The sequence below is a fragment of the Paenibacillus sp. FSL R5-0378 genome (genome assembly GCF_038009285.1).
Classification (GTDB): domain Bacteria; phylum Bacillota; class Bacilli; order Paenibacillales; family Paenibacillaceae; genus Paenibacillus_AQ; species Paenibacillus_AQ favisporus.
Genome location: NZ_JBBPAY010000001.1, coordinates 3,907,748 through 3,921,124 on the forward strand (window position 1 = coordinate 3,907,748; position 13,377 = coordinate 3,921,124).

The 13,377-nt window shown below is 53.0% G+C and carries 12 protein-coding genes; 9 read left to right on the forward strand and 3 right to left on the reverse strand.

Annotated features, from left to right (window positions below):
- Positions 1–257 precede the first annotated feature (257 nt).
- Entirely contained in the window at positions 258–1,163 is a 906-nt protein-coding gene (gene rpoD / locus MKY74_RS18285; RefSeq protein ID WP_240913186.1) for an RNA polymerase sigma factor RpoD, read from the forward strand.
- Positions 1,164–1,348: 185 nt separating this feature from the next.
- A complete protein-coding gene (locus MKY74_RS18290) occupies positions 1,349–1,921 on the forward strand; it encodes a restriction endonuclease (protein WP_244169169.1) in 573 nt (190 codons plus the stop codon).
- Between the two features lie 58 nt (positions 1,922–1,979).
- Here the strand turns inward: MKY74_RS18290 and MKY74_RS18295 are convergent, their stop codons facing one another.
- A complete protein-coding gene (locus MKY74_RS18295) occupies positions 1,980–3,584 on the reverse strand; it encodes a response regulator (protein WP_076166862.1) in 1,605 nt (534 codons plus the stop codon).
- 11 nt (positions 3,585–3,595) lie between these two features.
- Entirely contained in the window at positions 3,596–5,323 is a 1,728-nt protein-coding gene (locus tag MKY74_RS18300) for a sensor histidine kinase (protein ID WP_076166859.1), read from the reverse strand.
- Between the two features lie 232 nt (positions 5,324–5,555).
- Between MKY74_RS18300 and MKY74_RS18305 the strand changes: the two genes are divergently transcribed.
- From MKY74_RS18305 to yjcZ, 5 genes are all read left to right on the forward strand, one after another.
- Positions 5,556–6,521, forward strand: a complete 966-nt coding sequence (locus MKY74_RS18305; RefSeq protein WP_076166856.1) for an ABC transporter permease — start codon at positions 5,556–5,558, stop codon at positions 6,519–6,521.
- Positions 6,522–6,546: 25 nt separating this feature from the next.
- Positions 6,547–7,455: a carbohydrate ABC transporter permease gene (locus tag MKY74_RS18310; RefSeq protein WP_076169386.1), complete on the forward strand. Its 909-nt coding sequence runs from the start codon at positions 6,547–6,549 to the stop codon at positions 7,453–7,455.
- Positions 7,456–7,495: 40 nt separating this feature from the next.
- A complete protein-coding gene (locus MKY74_RS18315) occupies positions 7,496–9,100 on the forward strand; it encodes an extracellular solute-binding protein (protein WP_076166853.1) in 1,605 nt (534 codons plus the stop codon).
- A 53-nt stretch (positions 9,101–9,153) separates the two neighbouring features.
- The gene (locus tag MKY74_RS18320) at positions 9,154–9,882 is read left to right on the forward strand and encodes a ThuA domain-containing protein (protein WP_076169383.1); all 729 of its coding nucleotides are present in this window, start codon (positions 9,154–9,156) and stop codon (positions 9,880–9,882) included.
- A 114-nt stretch (positions 9,883–9,996) separates the two neighbouring features.
- Entirely contained in the window at positions 9,997–10,110 is a 114-nt protein-coding gene (gene yjcZ / locus MKY74_RS18325; protein WP_084203718.1) for a sporulation protein YjcZ, read from the forward strand.
- A 221-nt stretch (positions 10,111–10,331) separates the two neighbouring features.
- On the opposite strand, the gene MKY74_RS18330 is transcribed toward yjcZ, so the two are convergent.
- The gene (locus MKY74_RS18330) at positions 10,332–11,219 is read right to left on the reverse strand and encodes a helix-turn-helix transcriptional regulator (protein WP_076166850.1); all 888 of its coding nucleotides are present in this window, start codon (positions 11,217–11,219) and stop codon (positions 10,332–10,334) included.
- A 136-nt stretch (positions 11,220–11,355) separates the two neighbouring features.
- On the opposite strand from MKY74_RS18330, the gene MKY74_RS18335 reads away from it, so the two are divergent.
- On the forward strand, positions 11,356–12,231 hold the full coding sequence (locus MKY74_RS18335) for a sugar phosphate isomerase/epimerase family protein (RefSeq protein WP_084203837.1): 876 nt from the start codon (positions 11,356–11,358) through the stop codon (positions 12,229–12,231).
- Between the two features lie 12 nt (positions 12,232–12,243).
- Positions 12,244–13,302, forward strand: coding sequence for a Gfo/Idh/MocA family protein (locus MKY74_RS18340; protein WP_076166845.1), 1,059 nt, complete (start codon positions 12,244–12,246; stop codon positions 13,300–13,302).
- Positions 13,303–13,377 lie beyond the last annotated feature (75 nt).

The window sequence follows — 13,377 nt, forward strand, 5'->3', positions numbered from 1 at the left end:
GGGTCTATATTATGTGATTTTTATGTAATTTAATCCAAAAGGCTAAATTCTATGAAACATATTGAAATGTAAGTGCGTATATGATATTATAATGTGTACTCCAAAATTAATCACATTATTACCATTTATCGTATCACAACGATTGGTGATTGTCAATATTTTTTACACCTCAGAAAGCCGTATCAAGCGATACAGAGAGATTATTTTCAGGGGGAGGAACGTACAGGATGATGGAAGAACGTGAACGCGATGAAGTGATGAGAAATCAAGCCGAGTCGAATCAACAGGAGCAAGACCAGCCCTATGCTGACGTCGAGCTGCTGCCGACGGGCATGAAGAACGATGATTCTGTGCGTATGTACTTGAAGGGAATTGGCCGTGTCGGCCTGCTGAGCACGGAAGAAGAAATCAAACTGGCCAAGCGCGTCGCTGAAGGGGACGAGGAAGCCAAAAAAATTATGGTCGAGGCGAACCTGCGGCTGGTTGTCAGCATTGCCCGGAGATATGCGGGCCGCGGCATGCAGCTGTTGGATCTGATCCAGGAAGGCAACATGGGGCTCATCAAAGCCGTAGATAAATTCGATTACACGAAAGGCTTTAAGTTCAGCACCTATGCTACATGGTGGATCAGACAGGCGATTACGCGGGCCATAGCCGATCAGGGAAGAACGATCCGGATTCCGGTCCATATGATCGAAACGATTAACAAGCTGGCACGTATATCGCGGCAGCTGGTGCAGGAGCTTGGACGCGAACCCGAAGTGGAAGAAATCGCTGCGGCGATGGAGCTCAGCGTAGAGAAGGTCCGTGAAATTATGAAAATTTCGCAGGATCCGGTTTCGCTCGAAACGCCGATCGGGGACGAGCATGATTCCAAGCTGGGTGACTTTATTGAGGATCATGACGCCCCGGCACCGGTTGACTCTGCGGCGTTCACCTTCCTGAAGGAGCAGCTGGGCGATGTCCTCGACACGCTGACAGAGCGGGAAGAAAACGTGCTTCGTCTGCGCTTTGGCCTCGAAGACGGCCGCACGCGCACACTGGAAGAGGTCGGCAAAGTATTCGGCGTAACCCGAGAGCGCATCCGCCAAATTGAGGCGAAAGCGCTGCGGAAGCTGAGACACCCCAGCCGGAGCAAACGCTTGAAGGATTATATCGAGTAAACGATAGAGTCTAAGCGAATTCATTCGATTTGGAATTCATGAATCATTTCATATGTCATCATATTCATTTGAAAGCTGTCTGCAGGTCTAACTGCAGGCAGCTTTTCTCGTTTGGCCGTGGTTTGAAGGTCTGAAAACGATCGGCGCTGGTTACACTGATTTTCATAGAAGGAGGTTGGAAGATTGTGATCATCAGTATATTAATCGTGACCAATGTCTGCTGGCTGCTGCTCTATCTCCGGCAGAAAGGGATGATGATGCATTACCGATCCAGTGCGATCGATACGCTGACCACCCATAACGAGATGAAAGAAACGCTAAAAATCGGCTTATATCATCGATATAAAAAGGAACAGGGTGAAGACAAGGACGAAGGGTCCCTGGAATTTGAGGCGTTTGTCGCCGAAATGATGGAAGCGGTAAGGGGAGGACGGACCTATGTCACCCGAGCATCACGCAATTACGGAATCGATATCGAGGAGCACACCGACCATGGCTTGTACCTGGGGCTTGCCGTTTGTGCTGACGACCGGAATCCGGTGGATTACGGCCCCATTGCCGTGGTCCATTCCCAGATGGTGAAGCGCGGTGCCGTCGGCGGGTATGTAGCAACGACCGGGGAATTCACGGCGGGTGCGTACCAGTATGCCGATGAACTGAACATCGAGCTGTACAATGGAGACAGGCTGGTGGAGCTGTGGGTGGGAAGCGAAGCAGCCGAGGAAGAAGAACGGACGGAGTTCAGCCCGGCGACTTGACCGTTGCCCTTGATCTGACAGAAGGAAACAGCCGAGTGCATGCTGTTGATAAGACCGCCTACCCCAGGCGGTCTTTTTGCTGCTTGTGCCTAAATTCGTAAGGAGTCAAGCCGCATTCCTGCTTGAACAGCCTGGAAAAGTACGAATCGTTGGCGTAGCCAACCTTTCCGGCGATCATATGAACAGGCATTTGCGATGTGGCGAGCCAATGCTTTGCCATCTGAATTCGGGTTTCGATAATGTAATTGCCTAACGGCACACCCGTTTCCTTTTTAAACAACCGCGCCAAATAATCCGGATTGAGATAGACGGTTTCGGCAAGGCTGTTCCGCGTCAGATCTTCCCCGATATGCTTGCTGATGTACAGCTTGATTTCCTCCACGACCGAGTTGGGCTTTTCCGCAAACGTCCGGTACGCCAGAGCAGTATCGACCAGATAGGCGATATACTGCTCCATATCTTCAATCGATTGGAGCGACTGCTGAAACAATTGATCGGTGGTACTCCCGGAATACAGCTTATGGGCCTGGATTTCCCGCTGCTTCAGAAAAGAGTAAATCATCTGCATCAAATCAAGCCGGAACTGCCGCAGTGCGGACACATTCAGCGCCTGCCGCCCGGTCAATTCATGCAGATACCGGCTTATCTCCGCACAAAATGCGGATGCGTCACCATCGCTCAGCAGTCTTTCCAGCAGCTCCAGATCGGGCGGGATATAAGCCGCTTCGTCCACCGGCCGTTGATCGATACGGAAGACTTGATTACGGATGTTGATCATTTCTTCATTGAGATGAATCAGCTGTCGGATCATGGGATGCACCGCGGCCAAGCTCTCAGTAAGCCCCAAATGACAGTATACGTCGCACTTCAGGAATCGGTTAGCTTTGGGGATGAGGGAGGCGCATGTGTCTTCAATCTGACCGGTAGAAGGTTCGGCGCTCCATTGTAAAATGACTACCCAGTGGTTCTCTGTGTATTCCAACACCGTTTCGACCTTGTACAAGGGACTCCGCAGCAGTTCGTTCAGCACGTTGAGCAGGGCGTAATCAAACAGGTCCTTGTCGTTTTTGCCAAGACTCCCGTCATGAGGAAACACCTTGATGATCAGGGGCGTAAACCGATCGGACAGCTGGTAAGGCAAATGCTGTTCCTCCATAACACGCTGAATGGCCCGGGGTTCCGAGGGAAAGCTTTTGCCCGTGATCAGTTTGCGCCAGAACAGCTCCAGCAGGCGGTTCTGGTTTTTTTTCCACAGCAGCCCCTCGCGCGCAGCCTCCTCAATCGACCGTTCCTCGCTCGCTTTGTTTGCCGCTTTGCGGATAATGAGGGCTAATTTGTCAAACTCGATCGGTTTGAGGAAATAGTCGAAGCTCTGCAATTCGATCGCTTTCTGGGCGTAGTTGAAGTCCGCGTAATTCGTCAGGAATATCGTCTGAACCCGGTAGCGCTCCTCCCGGATCCAGGCCAGCAGCTCCAGGCCGCTGCCCTGCGGCATTTCAATATCGCATATGAGAATGTCTACGGCGTGCTGCTGCAAAATTTCCTTCGCCTGGGAAACGTTATAAGCCGTGTAGATTAGCTCAATGGAGAGTGCTTGCCAGTCGATTTTGCTTTCGAGCGCCGTTACGACAAAATAATCGTCATCCACCAGTAAAACGTTCATGCGATTCCTCCTTAATCAATGGCTTCCGGCGGGGATACGGGGATGATGATGGTTACTTCCGCTCCGCCTCCCTGGCGGTTAGAAAAGGAGACGCTCGCTTGACCCTTGTAGAGCAGCTCAAGGCGCTGTATCGTGTTCATCATACCGATCCGGTTGCCATTCTCCGCGTTCAGCGGCTCACCATGCTTGAGCTGTTCTAAAACGTCCGGAGGAAAGCCCGGTCCCGAATCCGAGATCGTGATTTTGGCAAGATCATCCGGCTTTTCCCTGCTGACCGATAACGTAATGTTCGCCTCGGTGACGCGTGATACGGCATATTTTACGGCATTTTCAATGAAGGTCTGCAGCACGAGCGGGGGAATGCGGATATCTCCGGTTTTTGCATTTTGGGAAATATGATAGGCGAAGGCGTTCCTGTACCGGTGACGCTGGATGTCGAGATAAATGCGGACATGTTCGATTTCATCCTGCAGCCGCACGAAGTTGTGCCCGTTCTGAAAGATGTAGCGAAAGTATTGGGTCGTCGACATGGCCATTCGCTCGATTTCGCCATACATTTGCATTTGGGCCATGCTGTACATGCTCGTCAGACAGTTGAGAAAAAAGTGCGGGTTGATCTGCAGCTTCATGTAATCCAGCTGGATCCGCTGCTTTTCCAGCTCCTGCTCATACATATCGATCTTGAATCTGCGGATTTGCCCGATCAGATGCTTGAATTGCTGGCTGGCCTGCTCCAGTTCGATAATCTTGCTGTTTTTAAAATCCAATGCGGCGGTCTCCTCGTTCCACCGGGCGAGCGTATCCGAGAAGCTTTGGATCGGCCGCAGCACCCGTTTGTTGAAATAGAGCATGACGATGCAGAGGACGATCGCGATCATCAGCGCCAGAAGAATGATGACCAGCTGGGCGATCATAATTTTTTCGAACGTGCCGTACCTGGCGATCATTTGAACGCTGAATGAGGCGTCGGAGAACCGGCTGGTCACGGCGGCCCGGGAGTGGGCGAGGCCGAAGGGAGAAGGCTTGGCGGTATCCAGCGCCTGGGTCTCGTCCACGCGGATCGGTGTGGAAATATTGATCCCCTGTTCATCAACAAGAGAGACGGTGCCGTTCTTCCCCATGTCGATGCTCTGCAGCGGACGGATCAGTTCGTCTGCAGAGATCAGGCAGATCAAATAGCGGTCATGATAAGGGACGATATTGACAATATAGTATTTATTCCGGACAAGGACCGGCGTCCAGCGGGAATAAAACTTGTCGTATACATCTTTGTCCTCGGCGTAGGAAATGATCTGCCGTTTCAGTTCCAAATAATCGGGATACCCGATGCTTAGGGGAGCGCAGTTCAGGAAAAAATCTTTGTTTTTCAGATAGATGAAAAATTGATATGCCTGGCCGTAATTTCTCTGCAGCTCGGTAAATCGCTGATGAAGCTGGGTGTTGGACTTTAGAAATTCGGCCGAATCTGAAGCGTTCTCATCCATCGTCTCGATGATTTGGTCATTGGCCAGCGACCAGCCCATGTAGTGATTGATGTAGGCGAAATCATGGTTGATCCGGTTGATGTACAGATCTGCTGTGTCCCGCAGACTCCGCCCGGACTGCTGCTTGACGATGGAGATCGAAGCATAGCTGATCAAAAAATCGAGGACCAGCGCCGTAAATAAAATGACAATCAGCATGTTGACATAATGTTTGACCGGATAAGGTTTGCCGGTACGGTGGATGATTAGCCGCATGAAAATTCTGTTCTGACGCCTCCTCTTATGAATGCGCTTTATTTTTCATTATATATAACCCCGACCTGTAACAAAATGCGAAATACTGCGCATCTGCTCCAAAAGTCCGGAAAGTGACATCCTTACGTCCGGATCGGACGGTTGGCGTGGCTGCGCGGACAGACTTTTCCGTACCCGGGAGTCCGGATAACGGCGGCAAGAGGTCCGATTAAGCTCCTCAAGTCCATTTATAATGAGTCTTGTTCCGAAAGAAAGGAGAGAGGGGGGACCTGCGTTGAAATCAGAGTCATCCGGCTTCCGGCGAACCTGGGGAAGAATCGAAAGGAATTGGGGGCTGTACGTGCTGCTGCTGCCGGCGGCGATACTGCTGCTGCTGTTCTCCTACAAGCCGATGTACGGCGTCCTCATCGCGTTCAAGGATTACAGTCCGGCGCTGGGCATTATGGGAAGTCCCTGGGCAGGGATGAAGTATTTCGAGAAATTTTTTCATTCCTACCAATTTAACGTCACGATCAAAAATACGCTGATCATCAGCCTGTACAGCATCGTGACCTTCCCGATCCCGATCGTATTGGCCTTGATGGTCAATCAGATGCGGGCGAACCGGTTTAAACGGTTTTTTCAAACCGTGACGTACATGCCTCATTTTATCTCTACCGTCGTCATGGTCGGCCTGATGCTGATCCTGCTGTCTCCAGGAAGCGGCCTGATCGGCAGCATCTACCGGCTGTTCGGTGCGGAGGCACCCAATATCATGGGATCGGCCGGGATGTTCAGCAGCGTGTATGTCTGGTCGGATGTGTGGCAGCATGCGGGATGGGACAGCATTATCTACATTGCGGCGCTGTCAGCCGTAGATCCGAGCCTCTATGAAGCGGCAACCGTAGACGGGGCAAGCCGCTGGCAGAAAATCCGTTACATCGATATTCCGATGCTGATCCCGACGGCCGTCACCCTGTTTATTTTGCGGATGGGCGGGCTGCTGGGCGTCGGCTTTGAGAAGGTGTATCTGATGCAGAACAACTTGAACATCTCATCCAGCGAAGTCATTTCCACGTACGTGTACAAAATCGGTCTGCTCAGCAGCCAGTACAGCTTCTCATCGGCCATCAACCTGTTTAATACGCTGATCAACTTTGTGTTGCTGATCCTGGTAAACCAGATTTCCAAAAAGCTCAGCAGCAACAGTCTGTGGTAAGGGAGGGAATAACACCGTGGAAGCCATGCAGGCGGCAAGCACTGCCACCGGAAGGGCCGGCGGCCGGTCATCCGACCGCGTTCTGGAAGTTTTGCTCTACATCGTCGCGGTGCTGCTGCTGATCGTCCTCATCTATCCGCTGTATTTTATCGTCATCGCCTCCTTCAGCGACCCCTCGGCCGTGGGCAACGGCCAGGTATGGCTGTTTCCGCGAGGCTTTACGCTCGACGGCTACAAAGAGCTGCTGAAGCATGAGAACATTTGGATCGGATACCGCAATACCATTCTCTACACGGTTGTCGGCACAGCGGTCGGTCTGATCGTGAACGTATCGGCCGCTTATGCATTGTCCCGTAAAGACCTGGTCGGCCGTAAGGCGATTTCCCTGTTTTTTATTTTCACGATGTTTTTTAGCGGCGGCTTGATTCCGACGTTCCTGACTATCCGGGATTTTCACATGTACAATACTTTCCTGGTAATGGTGCTGCCATTTTCGGTCGTCGTTTACGACATCATCGTAGCGCGGACCTTTTTCCAGACCAGCATTCCGGGGGACCTGTGGGAGGCGGCCCAGATCGACGGGTGCGGCAACTTGCGCTATTATGTCCTGGTCGTGCTGCCGCTGTCCAAGGCGGTCATCTCCGTGCTCGCTTTGTGGATCGCCGTCGGCTACTGGAACTCCTATTTTAATGCTTTGATTTATTTGAAAAATCCCAATTTGTATCCGCTGCAGTTAATTCTGAGAAACATCCTGATCACGAATCAAATGCAGTCGAGCCTCGGCAGCGGGGAAGCGGCCAATATCGCGCTGCGGCTGGCGAACATGATGCGGTATTCGGTCATTATCGTATCGACCCTCCCGATTATGTGCCTGTACCCGTTCGTGCAAAAGTACTTCAACCAAGGGGTGATGATCGGAGCGGTCAAGGAATAAACGGCAAGGCCATTTAATAAATATTAGGGGGATTTCTGGAATGGGCAAAAAAAGAGCCGGTAAACTGTTGGTTACCTTGGGGCTGGTGTCCACGCTGCTGGTCGGTATGACGGCGTGCAGCGGTGGCGACTCCGGCGGCAAAACGGCCGAAAGCAGCGACAGCTTCAATCAAACAGGCCTTCCCATCGTGAAGGAGCCGATTACGCTGAACGTGCTGACCGTCCGGTGGGGAAATATGGGCGACACATTCACGAAGAACACCTGGCTGCAAAATTTGGAAAAAGAAACAAATATCAAGATCAACTGGCAGGTCATGTCTTCCAACGATTGGGGTGAGCAGAAATCGATCATGCTGGCCAGCGGCACGCTGCCGGATATTGTCTTTGGGGACATCGCTTTCTCTGACTCGGACATCGTGAATAATCTCAGCCTCTTCCAGCCGCTGGACGATTATATTGACAAGTACATGCCGAATTTGAAAGCGGCCATGGAGGAATCGCCGGAGCTGAAGAAGCTCAGCACTTTCCCGGACGGAAAAATGTACTCCCTGCCCGCAAGGCTGCCGTCCCGTCCGGTGACGCAGAATCAGCCGGTCATCAACAAAGCCTGGCTGGACCGCCTTGGGCTTCAGGTTCCCGGGACGATTGATGAGCTGCATCAAGTGCTGAAGGCTTTTAAAGAAAACGATCCGAACGGAAACGGTAAAAAGGACGAAATTCCGTACAGCGGATCCGGCGACATCAGCATGGACCTGCTCAATCCATTCGGCATTACGGACCTGAACGGTACCGGCATGATGATCAAAGACGGCAAACCGGTGTATTATCCGACGTCCGAAGAATACAAGGAAGCGATCAAGTGGGCGCATCAGCTGTTCTCGGAAGGACTGATCGACCAGGAGCTGTTTACCCAGGACAACACTATGCTGACAGCCAAGCAGCAAAATCCGGACGTTTCGCTGGTCGGCTTCACCCATCAATGGACGCCGGATGCGGTGTTCGGCAAATGGAAGGACGAATATGTCACCATTCCGACGATATCCGGACCGGACGGTAAGCGTTATCAAGTCGGCGATCCAAACGGGCTCAGCTACCGGCGTAACGAGCTGCTGATCACCACGACTTGCAAATATCCGGAAGCGGCAGCGCGCTGGGCAGACCAGTTCTATACGAACGAAGCCAGCATCCAAAACTTCTGGGGCGCCATCGACACCGTCATTAAGAAGAACGACGACGGCACCTATGCCCTGATGAATCCGCCGGCAGGGACCAGTGCGGATGCGTGGTATTGGGAGTCCTCCGTTCGTGATTTTGGCCCGAAATACGTGAGCCCGAGCTTTGAGAAAAATATTATCCTCGACCCGAGCAACGGGGACGGCCTCAAGCTGACCATCGACAAGCTGGGCAAGGATTACGTTACGACCCCGTTCCCGAATGTCATGTATACCGCTGAGGAATTTCAGGAGCTGCCAACGCTCACGACCGATATCGATACGTATGTGCGGACGACCCGCGCACAGTGGATTACAAAGGGCGGTATCGACGAGCAGTGGGACGCTTACATTAAAAAGCTGAATGAGATGGGTCTGGAACGGCTGGTGACGATCCGTACGGATGCCTATGAGCGTTATAACAGCGTAAAATAGCGCGCCGGACGCATCCAGACCGTCGGTATCGGCTTTTCGAAGGAGTGCTGAACATTATGAAAGTTACGGTCTGGAATGAGTTTCGTCATGAGCAGCGGCATGCCGCCGTCCGCGAGATTTATCCGGATGGCATCCATGGCACGATCGCCGGATTTCTGGAGAAGGCCGGATTGACCGTTGCAACGGCGACGCTGGATGAACCGGAGCACGGATTGACCGATGAGGTACTAGCGGAGACGGATGTGCTTGTCTGGTGGGGTCACCTTGCCCACCATGAAGTCCAGGATTCGGTCGTGGACAATGTGTACCGCCGGGTCATGGACGGGATGGGTCTCATCGTGCTTCACTCCGGCCATGCCTCCAAAATATTCGGGCGGCTGCTCGGAACGCCGACCGGGCAGCTGAAATGGCGCGAAGCGGACGACAAGGAACGGATCTGGGTCATTAACCCGGCTCATCCCATTGCCGCCGGGCTCGGCGAGTATATCGAGCTGCCGAAAGAGGAGATGTATGGGGAGCACTTTAACATCCCGGCGCCCGATGAGCTGGTGTTCGTGTCCTGGTTTGAGGGCGGGGAAGTATTCCGCAGCGGAGCTGTATTCTATCGTGGCCGGGGCAAAATTTTCTACTTCCGTCCGGGTCATGAAACCTATCCGACTTATCATAACGAGGAAATTCAGCGGGTCATCACAAACGCCGTGCAGTGGGCTGTCCCCAGCGGGGCGGCGGCCCCGGTCTACGGCAACAGGGCGCCGCTGGAGCCTATCCAGGTTAAGGGATAAATTGCCCTGCATTACAACCGCACATATTGGCGGGAACCTTCCTCTTAGCCCGCTCCTCTCCCAGGATCAAATCATAGAATGTGATGTATTCCGATACGAAGGAGGGACTCGCACATGAGTGAAGTAGCTGGTGCTGGATACGGCGGCGGAATGTGGGGGAACAGCGTAGCTGCCATTCTCGTTCTGTTTATTCTCCTGGTCATTATCACCAAGGCATTTATCTATTAATCTCTCAAAGGGCTTAGCTATCAGCTAGGCCCTTTGCATTTGTACGGCAGCTGAAAATGGAAGTCCGAAGAAAAGTTGGCTACGTATAACAAGGGAGTCTGTGCGAACAACCCTGTGTTATTGCCCTGATGTTTACATAATCTTCATTACGTAAATCTGCAAACAGATCGCACCTGTTTTCTTTGGACCAAGTGAAGTTTTGGCACCGGGGCCAATCCTATTCAGCTTTTTCTTTCCCTGGTTGGTGTCGTCCCCATGTACTTTTTATAGAGCTTCGTAAAATAATTCGGATTGTCAAGCCCTACACGCGAAGCGATTTCCGTCACGGATTCGTTGGTTTCGGTCAGGAGCCGCCGGGCTTCCTTAACTCTGCAAATGTTAACGTATTCAACAAAAGTGCGGCCCGTCAGCCGCTTGAACAGCTTGCAGAAATAGTACGGATTCAGGCTGACCTGCCTGGCCGCCTGCTCAATGGTCATTTTATCCGAAAAGTTCGATTCGATATGCCGGATCAGCTGTTTAAACCTCTCCCGGTTGGGAAAATAAGCGTTATGTGCCTCTGCTTCGAGCATGCTCGGATTATTCTCCCTGGCCAACAGCGTCAAGAAGAGATGCAGTCTGGATTTCACGGTCAGCTGGTAAGCCGGAGGCTTGGAGCTTAGTTCCCGGATGATCTCCTCCAAGTGGGCCAAATGACCGGGATGCCCTTCTTCATAACAGCTTATTTTTACCGGGAACCGAAGCCTGCCTTCCAGATAGGGGGCGACGTATTGAATATGTATAGGATCATGCAGCCAGTCATTAAACAGGGAAGCATTGACGACAATGCAGTCATAATGGACGTCGCCTTCGGCGAGGGAGTAGCCTACGTGAAGGCTCCCGCCGGGAATGATGAGGACATCCCCTTCAGCTGCAGCATACGGGCGGCTGTCGATATGGAACACGGCGCTGCCGCGCTTCATGACAAGCAGCTCAAAATGCTCGTGCCAGTGCAGGTACAGTATACAGTGGCCGGCGCGAGCGGCAAGGCAGCGGTTTTGAAAAAGCTGAAACGGATAAGCGGTATTTTCCAGCGCGGTATCCTCCCATAGGTCCCTGGGATAGGTCATTTCCACACCCCCTCAAAATCAGACTAGTATTCCACAAGATCGGTTAGAGAAAACGGCGGTTCTCCCCGCTATAATGGTGATGTTACGAATACTATATGTCAATATAGGAGTGATCACAATATTGGATACCAATATCATGCGTATCGGAACGCTGGTCGGCGGCTCTGACGCAGTCCGGGTGATCCCGCAGATCGTCAAGCACGGCTTTGAATCGTTTAATCTGACTTTTTGGCAAACCTCGGGGGGCACCGATCTGAAGGAGCTTGCTGCACGAGTGAGAGAGCTGGCGGATGAACATGATTTTGTCATTTCGGCCATCAGTGTGTTCGGCAATCCTTTAACTGGAGAAGGCAACAATGAAGATACGCTGGCGACATGGGAGCGGCTGATCGATCATGCCCATTTGTTCGGCACTGAAATTGTATCCGGTTTCACGGGCCGTTTGACGGGACGTCCCATTGACGAATCCATCCCGAAATTTGCAGAGGTATTTGGAGAGCTGGCGCGGCGGGCGGCAGGCCAAGGCGTCAAACTGGCGTTTGAGAACTGCGACATGGACGGCACCTGGAAAACCGGGGACTGGAATATCGCCCATGGTCCGGCTGCGTGGGAAATGATGTTCAATGCTGTGCCGGCGGACAATCTCGGACTGGAATGGGAGCCGTGCCATCAAATGGTCAGCCTGATCGATCCGATCCCGCAGCTTCGCAAATGGGCCCCGAAAGTGTTCCATGTGCATGGAAAAGACGCCACGATCGCATGGGATGTCGTCAGAGAGCACGGCGTTCACGGCAATCAGCCGTTCGTCTGGCACCGGACGCCGGGATTCGGCGACAGCAACTGGGCGGACATCATCACCATTTTGCGGCAGAACGGATATCAGGGAACGATCGACATCGAAGGCTGGCATGACCCGGTTTACAGGGGCGAACTGGAGATGACAGGCCAGGTTCACGCATTGAATTATTTAAAACGGTGCCGGGGCGGGGATTTCATCCCGAATCCGGTGTAGGAGGACAAGCGGATGACTGCGAAGTACAAAGTCGTCGTCGCAGGCTGCGGCGGCATGGCGAATACCTGGGTCGATTACGCGGCCGGGCGGGAAGATACCGAGATCGTCGGATTGGTGGATATTAAAAAGGAAGCGGCGCTGGCGATGGCTGAGCGCAAGTCGCTGAACTGCCCGGTATTTACAGATGTCAAGGAAGCGATTCAGGCAACGGGAGCCAATCTCGTTTTTGACGTGACCATACCTTCAAGCCATCATGGTGTGAGCGCGACGGCCCTGGAGCTGGGCTGCGACGTATTTGCAGAGAAGCCGCTGGCTGAAACGATGGGGGACTGTCTCGACATTGTCAGGAGATCGGCGCGGACCGGGCGCACGCATGCCGTGATGCAGAATCGTCGTTACGACCCGCGCATCCGGGCCTTCCGCAAGCTGATTGCCGAGGGAACGATCGGACGGACGGGATTTATCGGGGCAGACTTCTTTATCGGCGCCCATTTCGGCGGCTTCCGGGAAGCGATGGCCAGCCCGCTGCTCCTGGACATGGCAATCCATACGTTTGATCAGGCCCGCCTCATTACGGGAGCGAACCCGGTCTCGGTATACTGTCACGAGTTTAATCCTCCGGGATCCTGGTATGAGGGGAATGCCATGGCGATCTGTATCTTTGAGATGTCCGACGGCACGGTGTTCAACTACCGCGGCTCCTGGTGCGCCGAGGGGATGCCGACATCCTGGGAAGCATCCTGGCGTGTCACCGGAGAAAAGGGGACGGCTGTTTGGGACGGGCACGGCGAACTTTTTGCTGAAGTCGTAGCCGAAGGGGATCAGGACGGCAAGTTTATCCGCGAATATACGCGCGTGCCCGGCGTGCTTGATTCCATGCGCAACACGTTTCATCACGGCTGCCTGGACGAAATGTTCGCGGCGCTTGAAGCGGGGCGCAAGCCGGAAACGGACTGCAGCGACAACATCTACAGCATGGCCATGGTGCTGGCTGCGCTGGAAAGCGCCAAGAAGGGCAGCAAGGTGCTGATCCGGGAAGTGATGGAGGCGGGCCCTGCGGTGCAGGCATAACCCGTTGAATCCAACTTATCAAGGCGGATGAATGTTTATCATTCATTTCGTTTGCTGTTGCATGACATGACAAGG